22 protein-coding genes and 1 tRNA gene are annotated in these 21073 nt (G+C 67.0%); 12 read left to right on the top strand and 11 right to left on the bottom strand.

Annotation, left to right across the window (positions count from 1 at the left end; genetic code table 11):
* Positions 1-19 precede the first annotated feature (19 nt).
* On the top strand, positions 20-913 hold the full coding sequence (locus DJ81_RS13380; RefSeq protein WP_094590116.1) for a hypothetical protein: 894 nt from the start codon (positions 20-22) through the stop codon (positions 911-913).
* A 94-nt stretch (positions 914-1007) separates the two neighbouring features.
* On the top strand, positions 1008-2309 hold the full coding sequence (locus DJ81_RS13375) for a ribonuclease R family protein (protein WP_094521901.1): 1302 nt from the start codon (positions 1008-1010) through the stop codon (positions 2307-2309).
* 175 nt (positions 2310-2484) lie between these two features.
* On the opposite strand, the gene DJ81_RS19315 is transcribed toward DJ81_RS13375, so the two are convergent.
* From DJ81_RS19315 to DJ81_RS13355, 5 genes are all read right to left on the bottom strand, one after another.
* Positions 2485-2838: a hypothetical protein gene (locus tag DJ81_RS19315; protein WP_170938332.1), complete on the bottom strand. Its 354-nt coding sequence runs from the start codon at positions 2836-2838 to the stop codon at positions 2485-2487.
* A 37-nt stretch (positions 2839-2875) separates the two neighbouring features.
* On the bottom strand, positions 2876-4156 hold the full coding sequence (locus DJ81_RS13365; protein ID WP_094590114.1) for an MFS transporter: 1281 nt from the start codon (positions 4154-4156) through the stop codon (positions 2876-2878).
* 94 nt (positions 4157-4250) lie between these two features.
* The gene (locus DJ81_RS13360; RefSeq protein ID WP_094590112.1) at positions 4251-4886 is read right to left on the bottom strand and encodes a MaoC family dehydratase; all 636 of its coding nucleotides are present in this window, start codon (positions 4884-4886) and stop codon (positions 4251-4253) included.
* A gap of 64 nt (positions 4887-4950) precedes the next feature.
* Complete coding sequence (locus DJ81_RS19825) at positions 4951-5085, bottom strand: hypothetical protein (RefSeq protein ID WP_254921585.1); 135 nt, start codon at positions 5083-5085, stop codon at positions 4951-4953.
* A 65-nt stretch (positions 5086-5150) separates the two neighbouring features.
* A complete protein-coding gene (locus tag DJ81_RS13355; protein WP_094590110.1) occupies positions 5151-5927 on the bottom strand; it encodes a hypothetical protein in 777 nt (258 codons plus the stop codon).
* Between the two features lie 161 nt (positions 5928-6088).
* On the opposite strand from DJ81_RS13355, the gene DJ81_RS13350 reads away from it, so the two are divergent.
* Together DJ81_RS13350 and DJ81_RS19820 are read left to right on the top strand one after the other, a co-directional pair.
* Positions 6089-6571, top strand: a complete 483-nt coding sequence (locus tag DJ81_RS13350; RefSeq protein ID WP_094590108.1) for a type IV pilin — start codon at positions 6089-6091, stop codon at positions 6569-6571.
* 937 nt (positions 6572-7508) lie between these two features.
* A complete protein-coding gene (locus DJ81_RS19820) occupies positions 7509-7727 on the top strand; it encodes a hypothetical protein (RefSeq protein ID WP_094590106.1) in 219 nt (72 codons plus the stop codon).
* 260 nt (positions 7728-7987) lie between these two features.
* On the opposite strand, the gene DJ81_RS13335 is transcribed toward DJ81_RS19820, so the two are convergent.
* Both DJ81_RS13335 and DJ81_RS13330 read right to left on the bottom strand, forming a co-directional pair.
* Positions 7988-8674: a hypothetical protein gene (locus DJ81_RS13335; protein ID WP_094590103.1), complete on the bottom strand. Its 687-nt coding sequence runs from the start codon at positions 8672-8674 to the stop codon at positions 7988-7990.
* A gap of 885 nt (positions 8675-9559) precedes the next feature.
* Positions 9560-9631: transfer RNA gene (locus tag DJ81_RS13330), tRNA-Ala, on the bottom strand.
* Positions 9632-9888: 257 nt separating this feature from the next.
* On the opposite strand from DJ81_RS13330, the gene DJ81_RS13325 reads away from it, so the two are divergent.
* The 3 genes from DJ81_RS13325 (at position 9889) to DJ81_RS13315 (ending at position 12855) form a co-directional block, all read left to right on the top strand.
* On the top strand, positions 9889-10656 hold the full coding sequence (locus DJ81_RS13325; RefSeq protein WP_094521896.1) for a DUF120 domain-containing protein: 768 nt from the start codon (positions 9889-9891) through the stop codon (positions 10654-10656).
* Positions 10656-11408, top strand: a complete 753-nt coding sequence (gene ribB, locus DJ81_RS13320) for a 3,4-dihydroxy-2-butanone-4-phosphate synthase (RefSeq protein ID WP_094521895.1) — start codon at positions 10656-10658, stop codon at positions 11406-11408. Before DJ81_RS13325 ends, ribB begins: the two co-directional genes overlap by 1 nt.
* A gap of 517 nt (positions 11409-11925) precedes the next feature.
* Positions 11926-12855 (top strand): branched-chain amino acid transaminase, encoded by a 930-nt coding sequence (locus tag DJ81_RS13315; RefSeq protein WP_094526391.1) that lies wholly within the window; start codon positions 11926-11928, stop codon positions 12853-12855.
* A gap of 87 nt (positions 12856-12942) precedes the next feature.
* Here the strand turns inward: DJ81_RS13315 and DJ81_RS13310 are convergent, their stop codons facing one another.
* Together DJ81_RS13310 and DJ81_RS13305 are read right to left on the bottom strand one after the other, a co-directional pair.
* Positions 12943-13647 carry a DUF502 domain-containing protein gene (locus DJ81_RS13310; protein ID WP_094525255.1) on the bottom strand — a complete coding sequence of 235 codons (705 nt, stop codon included), beginning with the start codon at positions 13645-13647 and terminating at the stop codon, positions 12943-12945.
* Between the two features lie 107 nt (positions 13648-13754).
* Positions 13755-14594: a proline dehydrogenase family protein gene (locus tag DJ81_RS13305; RefSeq protein ID WP_094525256.1), complete on the bottom strand. Its 840-nt coding sequence runs from the start codon at positions 14592-14594 to the stop codon at positions 13755-13757.
* A gap of 210 nt (positions 14595-14804) precedes the next feature.
* Between DJ81_RS13305 and DJ81_RS13300 the strand changes: the two genes are divergently transcribed.
* From DJ81_RS13300 to DJ81_RS19310, 3 genes are all read left to right on the top strand, one after another.
* Complete coding sequence (locus tag DJ81_RS13300) at positions 14805-15347, top strand: CDP-2,3-bis-(O-geranylgeranyl)-sn-glycerol synthase (RefSeq protein WP_094525257.1); 543 nt, start codon at positions 14805-14807, stop codon at positions 15345-15347.
* 275 nt (positions 15348-15622) lie between these two features.
* A complete protein-coding gene (locus tag DJ81_RS13295) occupies positions 15623-15805 on the top strand; it encodes an HVO_0416 family zinc finger protein (RefSeq protein WP_092565639.1) in 183 nt (60 codons plus the stop codon).
* 88 nt (positions 15806-15893) lie between these two features.
* Positions 15894-16052, top strand: a complete 159-nt coding sequence (locus DJ81_RS19310) for a hypothetical protein (protein ID WP_008002314.1) — start codon at positions 15894-15896, stop codon at positions 16050-16052.
* Between the two features lie 71 nt (positions 16053-16123).
* On the opposite strand, the gene DJ81_RS13290 is transcribed toward DJ81_RS19310, so the two are convergent.
* On the bottom strand, positions 16124-17353 hold the full coding sequence (locus tag DJ81_RS13290) for an RNA-guided endonuclease TnpB family protein (protein WP_094590098.1): 1230 nt from the start codon (positions 17351-17353) through the stop codon (positions 16124-16126).
* A gap of 3 nt (positions 17354-17356) precedes the next feature.
* A complete protein-coding gene (locus DJ81_RS18855) occupies positions 17357-17503 on the bottom strand; it encodes a DUF2080 family transposase-associated protein (protein ID WP_394338188.1) in 147 nt (48 codons plus the stop codon).
* A 192-nt stretch (positions 17504-17695) separates the two neighbouring features.
* Between DJ81_RS18855 and DJ81_RS13285 the strand changes: the two genes are divergently transcribed.
* The gene (locus DJ81_RS13285) at positions 17696-19540 is read left to right on the top strand and encodes a UvrD-helicase domain-containing protein (protein WP_094525259.1); all 1845 of its coding nucleotides are present in this window, start codon (positions 17696-17698) and stop codon (positions 19538-19540) included.
* On the top strand, positions 19537-20913 hold the full coding sequence (locus tag DJ81_RS13280) for a Xaa-Pro peptidase family protein (RefSeq protein WP_094590096.1): 1377 nt from the start codon (positions 19537-19539) through the stop codon (positions 20911-20913). Before DJ81_RS13285 ends, DJ81_RS13280 begins: the two co-directional genes overlap by 4 nt.
* The last annotated feature ends 160 nt before the right edge of the window (positions 20914-21073 follow it).

The following is a 21073-nucleotide window of genomic DNA, read 5'->3' as shown; positions in this document are numbered from 1 at the left end:
TTCGAAACCGGACGCACGCATGTCCCTCCACCTGACGCCCGCCGTCCCCCCGATTCCGATCCAGGCCCCGATCGATCCCCTCCCGACCCTGATCGGCGTCGGTGCGCTGCTCGTCGGGCTCGCGTTCCTCGCTCACGGCGGACGGGGCTCGCTCGACGCGCTCCGCGTCGCCCGCGCGACCGCGACCGATCCCCGGTCGCTGCAGCCGGGCGACCGCCGGGTGCGGATCACCGGACGCGCCGAGACCGCGTCGGACGCGCCCGATGGGTCCGGCGGCTGGGGAGACGACGGGGAGAGCGGTGACACGGGTGGCGAGGACCCCGAAACGCTCCCCGCTCTGTTCACCGACGAGCGGTGCCTCTGCTGCTCGTACGACGTGTCGGAGTACCGCAGCCAAGGGAGGGGCCGATCGTGGGTCTCGATCGACACCGGCGAGGCGGGCGTCCCGTTCCGCGTCGTCGTCGACGGGGTCGGCGTTCGCGTCGACCCCGCGGCCGCCGGCTTCGCGTTCGGCGTCGACGAGGACGTCGAAGTCGCGGCCGACGAGACGCCGCCCGAGCGCGTCCGCCGGTTCACGGACGCGGTGGAGGCGGTGGATGAGTCGGAGACGGGGTGGGAGCTCGGCCCGGTAACCGTCGGAAGCGACCCGAAGCGTCGATACCGCCAGCGCGTTCTTCGCCCCGGCGACGCCGTGACGGTCGTCGGCGACGCGACCGCCTTCCCGGACGCTCCGGTCGGCGAGGTGAAAGCGCGGATCGCCGGCGGATCGCCGTTCGTGGTCGGCGACGCGAGCGCGCGTCGGACCGCGCTCCGGCTGGTGGGCCGGTCGGCGGTGCCGGTCGTTCTCGGGCTCGTCTCGCTGACGGTCGCGGCGGTCGCGCTCTCGCCGGTCCTCGGCGTGATTGTCGGGTAGGCGGGCGATGCCTCCGACACTCCCGCCCCCGGTCTGGCGCGGCCGCTCCTGCGCCCCCGACAGGCCTTTCTAACGGACCCGCGTTGGTCCCGGTATGTCAGACGACGAGCCGAAACCGGGGTCCGCCGAGGACCAGGGGCCCGTGACGATCACGCCGGAGCTGGCGGACCGCCTCGCCGACAAGCGGGCGGACCTGTTCGAGGAGTTCGAGATCCCCGACGAGTTCCCGAACGAGGTCCTCCGCGAGGCGGAGACCCGGACCGAGGGCGTGTACGACGAGATCGAAGCCGAGATCGACGAGCGCGAGGACCTCCGCGATCTCACGACCTGGACCACCGACCCCGTCGACGCGCAGGACTTCGACGACGCGATCTCGATCGAGCGCGAGGAGGGCGCCTACCGGCTGTGGGTCCACATCGCCGACGTCACCCACTACGTCACGCCCGACACGGCGATGTGGGAGGAGGCGGTGAAGCGGGCGAACACCGTCTACCTGCCCGACTACACGATCCACATGCTCCCGCCGGTGCTCGCCGAGACGGTCTGCTCGCTCGTCCCTAACGAGGACCGGCTCGCGCACACCGTCGAGATGGAGATCGACGACGAGACGCTCTCGTTCGAGGACATCGACATCTACAAGTCCGTCATCAACTCCGACGAGCGGCTCACCTACAAGCAGTGCGAGGAGCGGCTGGAGGACCCCTCGCTCCCCCTCGGCGAGGAGAACGAACTCGCCTTCGAGCTCGCCGACCGGATGCACGAGCAGCGCAAGGAGGACGGCTCGCTCGTCCTGAACCCGCGCCGCGACCGCGCACACACCATCATCGAGGAGTCGATGCTGAAGGCGAACAAGGCGGTGACGCACACCCTGATGTGGGACCGCGGCGTCGAGGCCATGTACCGGGTCCACCCGCAGCCGACCCCCGACCAGTGGAGCGAGGCGCTCACGGAGATCCAGGAGCTCGACGGGGTTTCAATCCCGGGTAGCGCGTGGGGCGACGACCCGCGCAAGGCGGTCAACGCCGCCCTCGAGGAGTCGCCCGGCCGGCAGCTCAACAAGATCCAGCGCGCCGTGCTGAAGGTGATGCCCCGCGCGAAGTACATGAACGACCCGTTCGGCGGCCATCACGCGCTCAACTTCGACATCTACGGCCACTTCACCTCGCCCATCCGCCGGCTCTCGGACACGATCAACCACTGGATCGTCCACGAGAACGACGTGCCGGAGAACCTCGTGGAGCTGTGCGACCACGCCAGCGACCGACAGAAGGACGGCGAGACGGTCGAACGCATCTACAAGCAGTTCCTGCAGGAGCAGGGGCTCGACCCCCACGCGGTGAACAACCGCGGGATCGAGGTCGTCGACGACGCGGAAGAGGCGAAACACACGGTCTGATCGCTCCGCTCGCCCCCCTCGTCCCTTATCGGCGAAGCGTATAGACCGTCGGAGCCCCTACCGTCGGGTATGACCCATCACGACCACGACGAGGGCCACGCCGCCGATCGGATCGCCGACCGGGACCGCACGCGGGCCGAGCGAGAAGCGGAGCGAGCCGCCACGGTCGGCGGGTTCACGGGGGCGGTGCTCGTGGGCTCGGGGCGGCCCGATCGGCGCCGGGATCGGCGCCTTCCTCGGGGGATCGACCGGCTACGCCGTCGGCTACGCGCTGAGCGAACTGGAGGGCGAGCGCGGCGACCACCGCGAGGCGACGCTGGACGACTACGCGGACGGCGACGAGCCGGACCACGCGCCGGTGGACGACGGCGGCGACGATCCCGGAGACGAGGGCCCGGTGCGGATAGCGGTCGGCGAAGAGGCCGACGAGGGCGACGACCACGGCGGGGACGACGACCACAGTGAAGGCGACGACCACGGCGAAGGTGACCACGACGAGGGCGACGACCACGCCGAAGGCGACGACCACCGGTCCGAGGAGTGACCGACGCGCGCGACCCGCGTCGTCAGTCCCGCCGGGTCGCGAACCGGGAGATCGCGGCCGCCGCGAGCGCGCCGACGACCGCGATGACGGCGAGCACGAGGAACAGCTCGCGGGGGCCCGCACGGGTGAGAACCGTCCCAGCGAGCGCGGCGCCGAGCGATCCGACGCCGAAGATGCCGAGGTAGGTGTAGCCGAACGAGATCCCCCGCGCCTCGCTCGGCGAGTAGGCCGCAACCGTCGCCTGCGAGAGCGGCTGTACGGTGAACAGCGCGACTCCGAGCGCGAGCGAGACCGCGAGGAACGACGCGGTGGTCGCGCCGGCGGGGACGAACAGCAGCGCGAGGACCGCGAGGACGGACATGAGAGCGATCAGTCCCCGCTCCGGGCGGACCCAATCGGCGATCCGACCGCCGAGGTACTGGCCGAGCACGCCGACCATGAGGACGGCGACGTACAGGTACCGCGCGAGGTCGAACTCCTCGGCGTACGGGCTCTCCGGATCGATGAGCTGGACGTCGACCAACCCGCCGAGGGCGTCGCCGAGGAGGTCCGGGAGAAACGTGAGGAACGTCCGGTAGTAGAGCCCGCTGAGCGTGACGAACGCGAACACGATCAGGAACCCGCCGGCGAGCAGGACCCGCGTGTCGTCGACGATCGTCGACGGCGACACCTCGCCTTTGGTGCCGTCGCCCGTTTCGTCGGCGGCGGCCGAACCCTCGCCGCCGCCGTCGACGACCGCGGACTCCGGGAGCGCGGCGTCGACGTCGACGGTGAGGCCGTAGGCGGCGACGACGACGGCGGGAACGGTGAGCGCGGCCGCGACGACCCGCCAGTCGAACGCCAGGAGGAGCAGCGCGGTCGCCAGCGGCCCGAGGGCGATGCCGAGGTTGCCGCCGATCCCGTGGTAGCCGAGCGCGGTCCCGCGGCGGTCGACCGACTTGGAGATCAGCGACAGCCCCGCGGGGTGGTAGACGCTCGCGGTGACGCCCCACACGGCGATGGCGAGCGCGAGCGCGAGCAGGTTCGGGGCGACGCTCACGAGCAGGAACGAGGCGGCCATCCCGCCGAGACACGCGAGGATGAGCGACTTGGAGCCGAACCGGTCGACGAGGATGCCGCCGGGGAGCGCGCCGACGCCGAACAGCCCGTAGCCGACCGTGGAGACGAGGCCGAGCGTGGCCGCGGTCGTCGAGAACTCCGCGATCCACACCGTCAGCAGGATCGGGATCGAGAGCTCGTAGGTGTGGACAAGCCCGTGCGAGCCGGCGGTGAAGGCGACGATCCGTCGCTCGGCGCGGTCCATCGGCCGCCCGTTCTCCGTCGGCGGGGATAGCTTCGAGGGTAGCCGCCGGGGTTGCCGCGAGCGCCGGAGTTGCCGCGAGCGCCGGGCGACCGGGTCACTCCAGGTCCTCCGGCTGGGTGCCGACCCCCGCCGGCCACCCCGTCGGCCGCGCCGCGCTCGGCTGCGCGTGCGAGCGTTTCAGGACCATCGGCGTGCGCTCCAGGGAGAGCACGAGTTCGTCGTTCTGGTTGTACGCGCGCAGCTCGGTGGTGACGATGCCGACGCGATCGCGCGAGTCGGACTCGCGCTTGTCGAGCACCTCCGACTCCGCGAACAGCGTGTCGCCGTGGAAGACGGGCGCGTGGTGGCGGATCTCGTCGTAGCCGAGGTTCGCCGTGGCGTTGGCGCTCACGTCGATGACGCTCATCCCGACCGCCAGCGCGATGACGAAGGTGCCGTCGACGAGGCGCTCGCCGAACTCCGTCTCGGCGGCGTACGCCTCGTTGAAATGCATCGGGTTGAGATTCATCGAGAGGTTGGTGAACCAGACGTTGTCCGTCTCGGTCACCGTCCGCCCGTACGGGTGCTTGTACACGTCGCCGACCGCGAAGTCCTCGTAGTACCGCCCCTCCCAGCCGGCGACGAGCCGGCGATCGGTGCCGCCGTCGGTCGCGGCGTCGGCGTCCGAACCGCCGCGCTCGCCGCTCGCGTCCGATTCCCCCCGGTCGTGCGCATCGCCGTCGCGAACCATACCGAGCACCGACGGCGACGACCGACAAAAATGGGACGCGTCCGCCGGGCTCGTCGACCGCGCGCTACGCGAAGTTGAACGACGTGTACAGCAGCAGCCCGACGGAGACGACGGTGACCAGCACCAGCCAGCCGATCATGATCGCACCCATCTGGCGATGCGAGAGGTTCTTTCCCTCGAGTATCTCTGAGACGCCCATATCCGGACCGATTCGCCGAGAGTATTTAATCGCTTTCAACAAAACGGGACCGACGGCGGCCGGCGCTACTCCACGCCGAGCTCCCGCGCGGCGTCGGCCGAGACGGTGACCCCGGCGTCGGACGCGGTGACGCGCCCGTCGAGCACGTCCGCGAGCAGGTCCCGCAGGTCCGCGACGAAGGAGCCCGGCCGGTCGACCTGAATCCGGGTCGTCGACTTGCCCGCGTAGTTCAGCCCGCGGTGGCGGACGTAGGTCCGCGCGAACGACCGTCGGACCGGGCGCGGCACGTCCCACACGACCGACGGGAGCCGGTCGAACGACGTCTTCGCGCCGGTCGGCACGCCCGTCGTGACGAGGCACCGACCGAGGACCGTCCCGTCGCGGGTGGGGACGACCTCGGTCGCGCGGCCGGCGGCGTCGGCGTTCCGGCGCGTCGTCTCGACGTCGACGCGCTCGAAGGCGCGGCGGATCTCCGCGGCGTCGACCCGCTCGCCCGGCGTCACCGCGGGGACGTAGCTCTCGGCCGAGACGCTCCCGCCCGCGAGGACGTGCGCGATCAGCGCGACGAGCGCGGCGGCCGCCTCGCCCTCGGGGTCCGGATCGAGCCAGCCGCGGTCGATCGCCGCGTCGATCGCTCGGACCGGGTCGGGGACCGTGCCTTCGAGCCACCCCCTGACGCGCTCGTTCGGGAGGTCGAGGGCGTTGCCGACGCGCACCCGGCCGGCGCTCGGGTGCTCGGCGGCGTACTCGCGCACGCGGCGGTAGTCGAGGACCTTCTCCCACGGGTCCGGATAGACGCGATCGCTGTACGTCCGGGCGAGGGACCGGGCCGTGGGTTCCATACGGATCGCTTACAGGTCAACGTAGTTGACCGTGTGGAGCTAATTTTCGCCTCTGATATTTATGCCAGTAAGTACATAAGGGGGTACGGTTAATCGGAGAGTAACCAGCAACCGATCGGAACGGAACGGCCGTTTCATCGGTGGACCGCTGGGTTCAAACTATGAAACCAAGCAACCTGTTCAATTCGGACGACCGCGCGGTGAGTCCCGTTATCGGAGTCATCCTCATGGTCGCAATCACCGTGATCCTGGCCGCCGTCATCGGGACGTTCGTGCTCGGTCTGGGTGACTCGCTCGGGGACAGTCAGCCGACGGCGCAGATCGACGTGGACGTGAAAAATGCAACCGCGGGAAGCACATTCAACGTTACACTTGAGCACAGCGGTGGCGATCGGATCGACTCCGAAAGCCTCCGTGTTATCGTGAGTGATACGTCGGGTAATGAAGCAACTGCATCTGATGAATTCACTGATGCATTTACTGTTGGGGATATAGAGACCGGCTCGTTCAGTGTAAGTGAAGCTTCTGGGAGCGAAAACATTCGTGTGCGTGTAATTCACCAGCCGAGTGACTCGATTCTGGTGGATCGGACGATCGAAGCAGACGGACTTTCCGCCGTGTCTGGCGGGTCCTTCAGCTTCTAAATTACTAATTCTACTTTTCAGTTTTTTCACCGTGACTGAGCATTGATCCTTGAGTAGCTGACTACTACTAAGAGCTTATCGAGACCTGAGCAGGCAACAACTATCCTGAGGTTGACGGACTCAAGTTCGACGCGACCGACGAGGAGATTGGTCGGCCAAGGGACGTGAAGGCTCGATGACGAACGGGATCCGGCCGACTTTCAACTTCTGAGAGGATCAGCACCGCGTGCTCGGTCACGAGGACGGCGGCTATGTGCTCGTGTGGTACCGAGCGGAGGGACGGGAGGTTACTGTCATGTCGTCGCGGAGCATTCGTGTGAGGGCGCTAGAGATCAACAATTGGACGAATCCCGGCGAGACTCACTATGGGAATTACAGCCGGAAGGCACAGATTGACGCCTCATTCCTATCTCGGCAAGACTGACTAAGTCATATTATCAGCATATCTCGTTTCTATCGTTTTCAACTGTATTGTAGGATCTACCATATCAATAGGGTATACAAACCAATTGCTTGAGCCAAGTCGAGAGATCTGTTCGTTTAGCCGTCCTCACTTCCGTTCTGGGGATTATGTTGTTGAATCTACCCACAGAAAGTTCGCCGGGCGGCTCTCTACCAACAATGTTCTACACAAGAGCGATCATTCGATTCTTGGCTTGTCAGGATTACATTTATGTTGTGCTCCACAGCAGAAATCACTCCTTGACCGTTATCCAGGTGGGAGATTGACGTTGCCACGTTGTCCATCTGACCCAGGTTTTCCGTTCTGCCCTGGCTCACCGGCGCTGCCGACTGATCCCGAGGACGGATTTTTGTCACACACTGCGTTGGCGAACCCCTGTGTCGACCCACTGTCGCCGCCGGCCCCGCCAGCCCCTCCAGCACCACCCTCGCCTCCCGCACCGCCTCGGCCGCCTTTGGCCGATGTGCTGATGGTGTGTGCCTCGATCTCGGCATCTTTCGGGACGATGATGTCGCCAGCGTCTCCGCCGTTCCCACCGTCCCCGCCATTGCCACCTGGACCACCATTCCCTCCGTTACCGCCGTCCGCCCCGGCTTCACAGTCCTTCCCGTCCCCACCGTCGCCACCGTCACCACCATTGCCGCCGTCACCGCCGTCGCCACCGTCACCACCGTCGAACCCATTGGCGTTTAATTCCACAATCCCCTCCACGTTGCCTTTGTGGAACAGTTTCCCCGCTTGGGTTCCGTCTGACCCGTCTGTGCCGTCGCTTCCGCCCGACCCGTCACCACCGTCCGTGCCGTCTTCGGGGCATTTGTCTGGACCGCCCCAGATCGGCCGACAGGTCACGTCGTCACCATCACTTCCATCGGACCCGTCTGTTCCATTTTGGCCGCCGTTTCCGCCTCTTCCGTTCGAACCTTTGGCTCTAATCGTTGGCATGAGTGTTATCCTCAGGGCCGCCCGATCGTTCTGTCGCAGTCGATCTTTACATTACCAGCGTAGGTCAGCTCGCCGCTCCCGTGGATCGTGATTTCGTCAGCTAACAGTACGTTCGTGTTGTCATCCACATTGAGCTGCCCGCCATCCTTGATTGTGATATCCCGCCACCCAGACAGATCGAGTTCGGGGACGAGAACCCTTTCATGAATCAGATCTTCAATACGACCAGACCAGTTCTCCAGGATGGCACGCTCCCCTCTCGATCGCCGCCATTCCCGCTCTACATATCGTTCGAAGTCTTCTGAAAGTACTGACTCGCCGCCATCATCATCGTCGTCCTCATCCTCGGAGAGCCCAATGTTACCGGCCCTGTAGAGTAAACAGTCGATACAATGATTTAACGATTCGTCAGGACTCCCAGGGGGTTGGGTCTCAGATTCCATCGCGTCGATAAGTTCCTCTGTCGACGGAGTGAACGCCGGAATGTGGTCGCTCTCAATTGGGAGAGAGTCTTCCGGCCGGACCCCGATCATCTTTCGCACCTCTGCGAACGATTCTGGTTCCACGGTTATCGACGGAAGCTCCGCCGTACTACGCTGTTCGCCCTCTTCGACGACGAGGTCCTCATCACCGATATCGTCGGGCGTGAGCCCGTACGTCGCTAACCGTTCGATACGCGAGTCATCAGCGGCTGACATCCTTGCCACCCTTGTTGCTTGTCAACATGACACATCCAAGATGACACTGCGTTATATTAAAATTTTTTAGACGTATTTAATGTGTTCAATTTTTAATTTCTGTGTGAGACTGTCAGCAATTCTTGCTGATTCTGTGCGCTGTTTCTCGAATAACGCGCCGTTCTTATGGCGCAAATTGTCGATGGCGACTCCGCCGCTTGAGGCGAGTTGTAAATATCCTCGTTCAGCCGGCCTCACTCCCATTCTGGGGAATCATGCCGTCGAGTTTTCCGTGTAAAATGTCGCTGAGCAAGTCTCCGCCGACAATCTTCTACATGGGAGCCCCGCGAAAGCGATGTGATGGCTTAGCTACTGTGGCCTTCGTCACACCCCTGCACGTCGGCCGACTCCCTAGGTCGACCTGACCACGCCAGTCAGTGGTGCGCGGTTAGGGCTTGCTTGAGTTACAGTCGCAATCGACGCCGCTCGACGAGCCGAAACAGATCGATCACGGCGAGAACTGTCGCAAAAGAGGGTCGAGGAAGTGTCACCACTCATCAGGGGCCGCTACCGGGGAGTTTGACCCCTGCCCACGCGCCTCGTGCCGGGCGGATCTTCAGTCCCGACTCGTCGCAGAAGTGCGTCACCGCCTCCGTGAACAACTCCAGTCGAGACCGGCGTCGCTCATGACACAAAGACATGGACTCGCGGAGATGTTGAACCAGAGCCAGACGTGCTCGCTCACTTCGTTCGCTGCGCGTGACTGGGAGGGTTCAAATCCCCGCTCGCTGCAGAATTGCGCCGCTGGCGGTGTTGCTCGCGGCACAGAATTATGGACTCGCGGGGTCCCCACGAGCGAAGCGAGTGGGGGCACGCGAGGGAACGAGACGAACGAAGTGAGTCGAGTGGACTCGCGGGGATTTGAACCCCGGGCCTCTTCCTTGCGAAGGAAGCGATCTGCCGCTGATCTACGAGCCCGCATCCGGAACCAATCGCCGTTCGTATTTGTACCTTACCTTTCGACGACCCGCACGCGGGTGGTTCGCAGGCGACGGCGCCCGTCACAGCTCGCGACGAGCACCGCCGATACCGACGGAACTAGGTAGCCGCCTGCCCGAGATATAGTCGAAGTAGTTCCCCGTTCGCTTCCGATAGCGAATCTAAACCTGTTTAACGTTTTTGGGACGCATCCCATATTCGTTACTCTTTTGCGTGCGGGCGACCGAGGTCCGACTATGGCAGAAGCGACGGCGACGACGGACCCCGACCCGGCCGCGATCGCGGCCCTGAAACACGTCGGGCTCGTCGGCGGCCTGACCGAGACGAAGGTGTCGTGCGCGGCGCTCGGCGACCGCCTCGACGCCTCGACGCAGACGGCCTCCCGGCGGCTGCAGACCCTCGAGTCCGCGGGGTACATCGAGCGCGACGTGGTCGGCGACGGCCAGTGGGTGCGCGTCACCGACGCGGGCGAGGCGGCCCTCCGCGCCGAGTACGCCGACTACCGCCGGCTGTTCGAGACCGACGTCGAGCTCGTCCTCCGCGGCGCCGTCACCGGCGGGATGGGCGAGGGGCGCCACTACATCACCCTGCCCGGCTACGCCGAGCAGTTCCGCGAGCGCCTCGGCTACGAGCCGTTCCCGGGCACGCTCAACGTCGACCTGACCGAGGAGAGCGTCCGGCGCCGCGGCGAGATGGCCGGCATCGACGCGGTCCCCATCGACGCGTGGGAGGACGAGGACCGCACCTACGGCGCGGCCTCGTGTTACGGCGTCACCCTCGTCGCCGGCGACGAGCGCTACGAGGAGGTCCACGCGATCGTCCCCGACCGGACCCACCACGACGACGACCAACTGGAGCTGATCGCCCCGGAGCGGCTCCGCGACGCGCTCGACCTCGACGACGGCGACGAGATCGAGGTCCGGGTGGCCGCGACGAGCCGGGCGGACGACCCCGGCGAGAGCGACGACGACGAATCCGACGCCCCCGAGACGGAGGTGGCCTGATGCGCGCCGACGTCGACGCCGACGGCGACGCGGAGGTCGCCCCCGAAGCCGAGGCCGGAGTGACCGCCGACGGGGAGCCGACCGACGCGGCCGAGTCGGTCGAGCGCGCGCTCGACGCCTTCCGCGCCGGCGACCCCGTCTGCGTCCACGACTTCGCCGACCGGGAGGGCGAGACGGACATCGTCTACCCGGCCGGCGCCGTCGACGAGGCCGCCGTCGCGCACATGCGCAACGACGCCGGCGGGCTGATCTGCGTCGCGGTGGCGGACCCCGTCGCGGACGCGTTCGGGCTCCCGTTCCTCGCCGACGCGCTCGATCACCCCGCGGTCGACGACGACCCCGACTACGACGACCGATCCTCCTTCTCGCTCCCGGTGAACCACCGCGAGACGTTCACCGGGATCACGGACGAGGACCGCGCGCGGACCATCGTCGAACTCGCGGGCGCGGCCGCCGCCGTCGACGCCGACCCCGCGGGATACGCCCCGGAGGACTTCGCGGCGGAGTTCCGCGCGCCCGGCCACGTCCACGTGCTCCGCGGCGACCGCGACGGGCTCGGCGGCCGGACCGGCCACACGGAGCTCGGGCTCGCGATGGCCGAGGCGGTCGGTTCCGCGCCCGCCGCCGTGGTCTGCGAGATGCTCGACGACGAGACCGGCACCGCGCTGGCGCCCGCGGACGCCGAGGCGTACGCCCGCCGCCGCGGGATCCCGTACGTCGAGGGCGCGGCCCTCGTCGAGGCGTTTAAATAACCGAACGCGGTGCCGTCGGCGTCGCCGGCGGCTCTGCCGCCGGCTGCAAGCGAGAGCTTTGCTCTCGCCCTGCGCGCCTTCGAGTGGTCGCCGAAGGCGGCCACGAGGAGCGCGTGCGAGGGAGGCGGCGGTCCGGCGCGGGCGGAGCCGCGCCGGGCCGTCCGCCGAGGCTGGGGAGGCGTGAGGTAAGGTGCGGTGCGGTTGCGGTCGGGTGGACGCAAAGGGGCAGCCGGGAGGCGGGCGCAGGCGACGGAAGCACCGCAGGGAGCGAGTGAAACGAGCGACTGAGGAGCGCAGCGAGCGTGCGCCCGCCTCCCGGCTGGGGCTTTGGAGTGATTCACCGCCGACCCGGTATCAACCGTTTATACCCGACCGGCTGGGGGTTTAGAGTGATTCGCCGACGATCCGTCAGCGACTGCGGATAACCGAGCAGCGAGGACTCCGGCGGTAGTTCGGCCGTCGTCGTCGCGTCCTCCGCATGTCGCAGATTTAAGACCGACGGCCGCAACCACAGATTATGGGATTCGACGAGATGGACGTCGACACGATCTGGAAGAACGGGGAGTTCCTCGACTGGGAGGACGCGACGACCCACGTTCTGACCCACGCGCTCCACTACGGGAGCGGCGTGTTCGAGGGCGTCCGCTGTTACGACACCGAGCGCGGACCGGCGGTGTTCCGGTGGGAGGAGCACCTCGACCGGCTGTTCGACTCCGCGAAGATGTACGACATGGAGATCGAACACTCCCGCGAGGAGATCACCGACGCGACCCTCGAACTCCTCGACCGGCAGGACCTCGACTCCGCGTACATCCGCCCGATCGCCTACTACGGCTACGACTCCCTCGGCGTCTCGCCGAAGGACTGCCCGACCGACCTCGTGCTCGCGGCCTGGCCGTGGGGCGCGTACCTCGGCGAGGAGGCCCTCGAGGAGGGCGTCGACGTGATGGTCTCCTCGTGGCGGAAGCACGCCTCCTCGCAGGTGCCGACGAACGTGAAGACCACCGGCCTCTACGTCAACTCCATGCTCGCGGGCGAGGAGGCCCGCCGGAACGGCTACGTCGAGGCCATCGTCCTGAACAAGGAGGGGAACGTCGCCGAGGGCCCGGGCGAGAACGTGTTCATGGTGAACGACGGCGAGATCTACACCACCGGGCCGGCGCAGTCCATCCTCGAGGGGATCACCCGCGACACCGTCATCGAACTGGCGGAGGAACGCGGCTACGAGGTCCACGACGAGGCCGTCATCTCCCGCGGCCAGCTGTACACCGCCGACGAGCTGTTCTTCACCGGCTCCGCCGCCGAGGTCACCCCGATCCGCTCCGTCGACGACACCGAGATCGGCGCGGGCACCCGCGGCCCGGTCACCGAGGAGCTGCAGCAGGCGTTCTTCGACCTCGTCGAGCGGCGGACCGACGACCACGACGACTGGTTCACGTACCTGTAGGCGACGCGGTCTCGGACGCTCCGCGGTGCGTCGGGTTGCCTCGCGCCGCGCGCCGTGCCCCTTTCTCTCACGCGACTTCCGGCGCGCTCAGTCGTTGCCGCCGTCCGTCGAGGGGCGCTCCGACTCTCCGGGTGTGCCGTCGGTGCGGACGCCGCCGACGCCGCCCGGGCGACCGGGGCCGTCGTCGGGAGGCGCCTCCTCATGAACGGGGACTTGATGCGCGGACTCGGCGAAGCCGGCCGAGAGGACGCGGGTCATCCCCTCCTCGACGGTCTCGCCGGTCTCCTCGATGCGCTCGGGCTCGACCTCGATGACGAAGCCGGTGGTGATGTTCGGCGCCGTCGGCATGAACAAGACGATCTTCCCGTCGCGAGTCTTCTTGCCGGTCCGGAACGCCGTCATGCGGATCCCCGGCCACGTCTCGATGTACACCGGGCTCTGGAGCTCGTCCGTCCCGGAGACGGCCGTCTCGATCGCGAGCTTGGAGGCGTTGTAGACGACGCGTAGCGCCGGGATCCGGTTGATGGCGCCGTCGACGGCGGACTCCGCGATCCGTCCGAACGTCGTCCGCATGAAGTAGCCGACCGCGAGGACGACGGTCGCGAACACCGCGAGCGCGATGATCACGCGGGAGATCGGCTCCAGCGGGCCGGGGATGATCGCGGGCTGGAGTCCCTCGATGAGGGGGATCGAGGCGATGTAGCGGTAGATCCACTGAATGACGAGGAGGAGGACTAGGAGGGGCGCCAACACGATGAGCCCGCTGGCGAAGTCGCGTTTCCACGTGGACATCTATCGCGTTGGTATGCGGCGTCGACCCTTAAGAGGGCTTCTACCGGACCGCTCGGCGAGCGGGGGGTCGACGAGCACGTCGGCCGCGAATGCGCCGGACGACGGGCTCACCGACCCGCGACGGCGCGCAGCGCGAACGTCAGGTTCTCCCGGCGCTCGCGGACGCGCCGGTAGAAGTAGGAGAGCCACTTGTCGCCGTACGGCGCGTACTGGACCACGTCGACGCCCTGCGCGGCGAGGTCGCGCTGGGCGTCCTCCCGGACCCCCATCAGCATCTGCACCTCGTAGTCGGTGCCGTGGTCGCGTGCGAGCCGGTCGGCCAGCGAGATCATCGCGGGGTCGTGGCTGCCGACGGCGACGCCCCGGTCCCGGCGCTCGAAGAGGAAGCGGAGGTCCTCGCGGTACGCCTCGTCGACCCGCGACTTCTCCGTGTACGCGACCGACGCCGGCTCGTCGTACGCCCCCTTCACGAGCCGGATCTCGCCCGGGACGTCGACGAGGCGGTCGAGGTCCTCCCGGGTGCGCCTGAGGTTGGACTGGACGCACTGGCCGACGCTCCACGGGTAGTCGGCGGCGATCGATTCGAAGGCGTCGAGGGTGGCGTCGGTGGTGTCGGCGTCCTCCATGTCGCACCAGACGAAGGCGTCGAGCTCGTGGGCGCGAGCGACGATCTCGCGGTAGTGCTCCTCGAACAGATCGGCGGAGACCTCGAGCCCGATCTGGGAGGGCTTCACCGAGACGCGGGCGTCGAGGCCGCTGTCGGCGATGTCGTCGATCAGCCCGAGGTAGGCGTCGACGTCGGCGCGGGCGTCGGCGGGGTCGTCGTAGTGCTCGCCGAGCAGGTTGACGACGACGGCGACGCCGTCCTCGTTACACGCCCGGACGTGGTCGAGGACTTCCGGGACGCTCTCGCCGGCGACGAAGCGGCGCGCGATCGGAGGGATCATACCGGCTATGAGGGCGGCGACGACTTCACTGTTGTCGAAACGGGCGGTCTCGGTGACCGTCGACCGGTGTCGTGGCCGCGCGACCGCACACGAGTTCGCCCGCGTAACCGCTCGAGAGATCGCCCGCGTAACCGCCCGAGAGATCGCCCGCGAGGACCGCCGGGCGAGACGGATCGTGGTTTATAAATCGACGACAGGAGTGGACCGAGTATGATCGGTTCGCTCGTCGCGACGGCGTTCTGGGCGATGGTGCCCGCGTACGTGCCCAACAACGCCGCGGTGCTCGCCGGCGGCGGCCGCCCCATCGACGGCGGTCGAGAGTGGCGCGGGGCGCGTCTGCTCGGCGACGGGAAGACGTGGCGCGGCACGGCGGTCGGCACCCTCGTGGGGGTCGTCCTCGCGCTGGCGCTCAACGCGCTCAACGACCCGGCGAGCGCCGCCCTCGGGGTCGAGCTCCCGACGTTCGCGCTCCCCGCGGCGGTCGCGCTCGCGTTCGGCGCGATGTGCGGCGACATCGGCGCCTCCTTTCTCAAGCGACGCTCGGGGCGCGAACGCGGCGCGGCGTTCCCCGGGCTGGACCAGCTCGACTTCGTCGCCGGGGCGCTGCTGGCCGTCTTCGTCGTCGACACCGACTGGGCGCTGGCGACGTTCACGCCCGGGGTCCTGGCGGCCGTCCTCGTGATGACGCCCGTCCTCCACGTGGTCACGAACGTCGGCGCCTACCTCCTCGGGCTGAAGAACGAGCCCTGGTAGGCGGGGCGGCCGGACCGTCGGGACCGCCCGACCGCGAACGACCGCACCCTCGCCCCCGACTGCGAACGACCGCACCCGTCACCGGCGCGCGCCGTTCGGAGAGCGAGAGGTGAGAATGCGAGAGGTGAGAATAGTTCACACGAGCCGCGGCGCGACGCGCTGATGTAGGGACACGAACACCTTCGGACGAGATAACCGATCGTTCGTGGTCGATATGACGGTTCAGTGAGAACCACGAGAAAATATATATACTCGCGTGCCATTGACTAGCATGCATGTCTAGTAGTGCACCCAGTTCGGACGACGACGTGCTCGACGAGTTCCTGTCCGATCGCGGCCACGAGACCGAGATCGTACGCTGGGAGCGATCCTATAACAAGCTTCAGTGTCCGGAGTGTGGTGCGCTCCACCCCGAGGGAACGGCGCGGTGTGACGTCTGCGACTGGCGCCCGACCTGACGCCGACGACGGCGCACGGGCGGTGAGCGGTTTTCTTTCGGTTGCACTCGGCGGCAGTATTATGTGTCATCAATCGATAGTGACGACCATGCCGACCTGCCAGAACTGCGGTTCGTTCGTCACGACCGATTACGTTCGGGTGTTCACCCCGAACGAGGTCGACCGTCCCCGCGTCTGCCCGGCCTGCGAGGACCTCGTCCGCGACGGCGCCGACGTTCGGGAAGCGCGCGCGACGCGAAGCAACTGACCTATCAGTCGACGGGATCGTAGCGTTTCGACGGGAGCGACCCCGAGCCACGGCGTGTGAACTACCCCACCCTACTCGCTCACGGCTAACGCCGGTCGCTGCTTGAGGGTTGGGCTTCCTGTTTCCACGACGCGCTTTGCAGATACGGGTGTATCCACAGGGAGCGCAGTCTCAACAGGCGTTACTTCGGAGTGTCCCACTCCTAAATCTTCGAGACCACGAGAAAGGATGTTCCACGCCGCATTCGCGTCCCTATCCGCCTCGAACCCACACGCGGGACACGATTGTTCACGAACCCACGGCGGTTTGTCTGTCTTGACACCGCAGGACGCGCATATTTTTGTTGTGTTTTTCGGGTCAACCGCAACGAAATGCGTTCCCTCGCGCTCGCACTTGTACTCGAGCATCCGTAGGAATGTCCCCCACGCAGCTCCCGCTCGATTGCGAGAGTTGCCGGGAAGTTCAAGCAGTCCCTTTGCGTCCAAGTCCTCGACCGCCACCAAATCGTACTCGGTGGCGTAGTAGTTCGACAACTTGTGGAGGAAGTCTCGTCGCTTCCGCTTCAGGTCAGCGTGGCGTTCGGCTACGACCTTTCGCTGTTTCTCCCAGTTGTTCGAGCCGTATTCCTTTCGGGAGAGGTCGCGTTGGGCGCGTTCGAGTCGGTTGCGCTCCTCGCTGAAGTCAGGACTCTCGATGGCGTACCCATCGGTGTCGTGGGCGTACTTGATAATCCCCACATCGATACCGACGACCTTCGCGGGCGTCTCCGGTTTGTTGGGGGAGTCTTCGTCCACGTCGATACCGAACGTAGCGTACCACTCCCCCGTTGGCTCCCGTTTGATGGTGACCTGTTTGATGGTCGCGTTCTCAGGGATGTCTCGATGGAGGCGAATTGGAATCTCGCCGATTTTGCTCAACCACAGCACGGACCGACCACTCGTATTCTTGAGTTCGAAGCCGGACTGGTTGTAGGTAAGCGACCGATACTCCCGGGGAGGTTTCCACTTGAGCATCCCCACAGCGCGTCCGTTCTCTTTCTGTGTTTTGAGCGTGGAGAGGTTGTCGTAGACACGCTTGACGACCATGTGCAACACTTTCGAGTGAACGTCTTCGAGGTCGTCCCACCACGATTTGAGATCGGGGAGTCGTCCCTGCACCTCGTAGCGTGCAGGAATGTCGTCTGCGTCGTTGAGCAGGTAGAGGACATGGTTGTACAGTTGCCTACAGGTATCGACATGGTAGCAGAGTTCCTGGTGGAGGGCTTCTGACGGGTCGAGTCGATACTTGTAGTTGTACTGCATGGCCTACTGGTCTGAGTCGGGGTCAGAGACGCGGACGACCTTCACGTCGGCCCCACGCCAGCGTTTGGGAACGATGACGTGGGCACTATTACCAGACGGTTTTGCAGTGCCGTCAAGCACTTCCTCGCCTTCGATTTCAAATCTATCCATCACCAATGTATATATATTATATATACATGAAGATGACGGGCGGCTGTGGATCGGTCGTTGTAGAGTATTTAGAAACAACGACGGCGCTGTATCCTTCCACTGCGCTACTCAGGCTTCTCCCTGCGTTCTCTTTGAGGAAGAGGACTTAGCGCTTGAAAAAGGGTTAAGGAGAACCGGGATCAGGGATACACAATGACCGAGCCCACGGTGACGCGACTGTTCGGCGGTCCGGGCAGCGGGAAGACCACGGCGCTACTGGATCGCGTCGAGGGGATCCTCGAGGACGGCGACGCCGACGTCCGCGACGTGCTCGTCGTCTCGTACACGCGCGCGGCCGCCGCCGAGATCCGCGAGCGCCTCGCGGAGCGGCTCGACGTCTCCCCGCGCAGCCTCCAGGGGAACGTCAGCACCATGCACGCGAAGGCGTACGAGCTGTTGGACCTCTCCCGCGGCGACGTCGTCGGCGAGGACGACAAGGAGGCGTTCTGCGAGGAGTACGGCATCGAGTTCGAGGACCAGCACGGCGGCGCCGGCCGCCGGACCGCCCGGTCGACGACGATCGGGAACAAGATCATCGCCACCTCGCAGTGGCTCCAGCGCACCGAGCGCGACGTCGCCGACTGGTACGACGTGCCATTCCAGTGGAACGTCGAGGAGGTCCGGCTCCCGCCCGAGGAGGACCCCAACGCCCAGCAGGGGAACAAGTACACGCCGACGTGGCCCTCCGACGACGACCGGATCGACATCCCCGAGACGATCCGCGCGTGGCGGACCTACAAGGGCGACAACGACCTCGTCGGCTTCGCGGACATGCTCGAACGGGTCGCGCAGCGGTCGCTCGTCCCCAGCGTCGACTACCTGATCATCGACGAGTTCCAGGACATCACGACGCTGCAGTACAACGTCTTTCAGGAGTGGCGGCCGCACATGAAGAAGGTGCTCATCGCCGGCGACGACGACCAGGTCGTCTACGCGTGGCAGGGCGCCGACCCCGACCTCCTCCTCGACACCGACGTCGACGAGGACGTCGTCCTCCCGAACTCCTACCGGCTCCCCTCCGAGATCCTCAACGTCGTCAACGCGGAGATCCGCCACATCGACAAGCGCCAGGAGAAGGACCTCCACCCCCGCAAGGAGGGCGGCACCGTCGAGGCGATCCAGTCGCCGTCGATGATCGAGCTCGTCCGGAACGTCCGGTACACGGTCGAGGACGACGAAGGCGACGTGATGTGCCTGTTCCGCGCCCGGTACCAGATGTTCGACTTCATCGACGAGTTCATCGACCACGGGATCCCGTTCACGATGCTCACCGACGGGCGGATGTGGACCGACCGCGTGCAGGACTACGTCAGCGCCATCGAGAAGTCCGAGGCGGGCGACCCCGTCAACGGGCTGGAGGCCCGGCGACTCGCCGACATGCTCCAGGACTCCGCGTTCGGGACCCACGACCGCGACGAGTTCTACGACTTCCTCGACGACCGCGAGGAGGCCGCCGACGCCGACGACGTCTCGCTGATCGAGGTGACGTCCGAGGAGCTCGACGAGCACATCCCGTTCATGCCGGACACCGCGAGCGCCGACGACATGGTCCGGAAGGTGACGAGCTTCCAGCGGAAGTCGATGGGCGCGTACTTCGACGGCGACTACGGAGGAATGGACCCGACCCGCGTCCGCGTCGGCACCATCCACTCCGCGAAGGGCCGCGAGGCCGACCACGTGTTCGTCGCGACCGACCTCACCGAGAAGGTCGTCGAGCAGATGGCGGCCTCCATCGACGACCCGACCGACGTCGAGGGCGTCGACGAGTTCACGAAGGCGACGAGCCCCGTCCCCGTCCTCACCGACAACGAACGTCGGGTGTTCTACGTCGGGATGTCCCGCGCCCGCGAACGGCTCGTCATCATGGAGAGCCTGATAAGCGGGGCGCCGACGCTTCCGATCAGCGTCCTCCTGTTCAACGAGCTCCGCGACGAGACCCCCGAAGAGCTCATCGAGGAGGTCCAGGCCGAGCTGGCGGTCCCCGAACCGGAGCCGTGAGCGACGGGGGAGACGAGGGCGACGACGCGGAAAGCGACGACGCGTCCGCCGGAACCACTCACGCGCTCCGACCCCTCCGCACCGATCTCGCTCCGGTCGTCGAGGCGGTCGAGGCCGCCGGTGCCGACGCGTTCGTCGCGGTCGGCGACCGCTTCGACGACGACCTCCGGTACCTCACCCGATTTTCGGGACCGGATCGGCCGTACGCGCTGGTCGTGGTCCCGGACGGCGCGAGCGGCGACGACCGGGAAAACGGGGCCGACGTCGGCCGCGCCGTCTGCTGTGCCCCCGCCCTGTTCGACGAGCAGGCCCGGCGCGAGTTCGTCGCCGGCGCGAGGGCTCGAGGCGACGGCGAGGACGACGATCCCGGCGACGGCGAGGACCCCGGCGACGAGACCAATGCCCACGACGGCGTCGCCCGCGAGGTGCGGACCGAGAACGTCGGCGACCACGCCGGGGAGCGCGCGGCCGCGGCGGTCGCCGAGTTGGTCGACGGATCGGACACCGACCACACCCTCCTCGTCCCGTCGTCTGTCCCTCACGACGCCGCCGTCTACCTCGAACGCGCCGGCAACGAGCTTTCGTCGACCGACGCGGTGACGGCGGCGCGGGCGCGGAAGACGGCCGCCGAACTCGACCGCCTCCGCCGCGCCCAGCGCGCGACGGCCGCGGGGATGGCGCGTGCCGAGACCGTGCTGGCGGACGGCGAGGCCGGCGAGGACGAGGCGGGGAGACCGGTCCTCCGCTGGGAGGGCGCCCCCCTGACGACCGAGCGGCTCCGCCGAGAGGCGAACGCGGCCCTCGCCGCGCGGGGCGTCCGGGACGCGGGCAACACCGTGATCGGCGCCGGCCCGTCGGCCGCGGACCTCCACTACGTCGGCGACGAGCCCGTCCGACCGGGCGAGACCGTCCTCCTCGATATCTCGCCGCGGGGGCCCGACGGCTACTACGGCGACATGACCCGGACGTTCGTCGTCGACGGGGACGGCGGCTGGGAGCGCCGCGCGTACGTCGCGGTCGAGTCGGCGCGCGAGACCGCGCTCGCGGAGGTCGAGCCGGGCGTCCCGGCGAAGACCGTCCACGGCGAGGCGGCCGCCGAGCTGGCCGCCTACGGCTTCGACCCGAACGCCGGCGAGGGGGAGACGGGGTTCACGCACGGCACGGGCCACGGCGTTGGCGTGAGCCTCCACGAGTCGCCGTCGCTGACCGGCGCCGGCGAGCTGCGGCCGGGCCACGTCGTGACGGTCGAGCCCGGCGTCTACGACCCGGACGTCGGCGGCGTCAGGCTGGAGGACCTCGTCGTCGTCACCGACGACGGGTACGAGATCCTGGCGGAGTACCCGTTCGGGATCGTGCCGGAGAAGCGCGGGTGAGCGGCGGATAGCTACGACCGCTGTTTGAGCTATCGGCGCCCCTTTTCGGCCGCCGGTCGAACGCCGAGACGCATGCGATCCGATCCCTCCATCAGAACCGGCGAGACTGCCGGCTCCGAGTCGGTGCGGCGTATCGCGAGAAAGAGACTCCCGACCGCGG

This window comes from Halorubrum sp. Hd13 (genome assembly GCF_002252755.1).
In the GTDB taxonomy this organism is placed as follows: Archaea; Halobacteriota; Halobacteria; order Halobacteriales; family Haloferacaceae; genus Halorubrum.
Note: the sequence above shows the minus strand (reverse complement) of the source record. Positions and strands in the feature narration are given on the sequence as shown.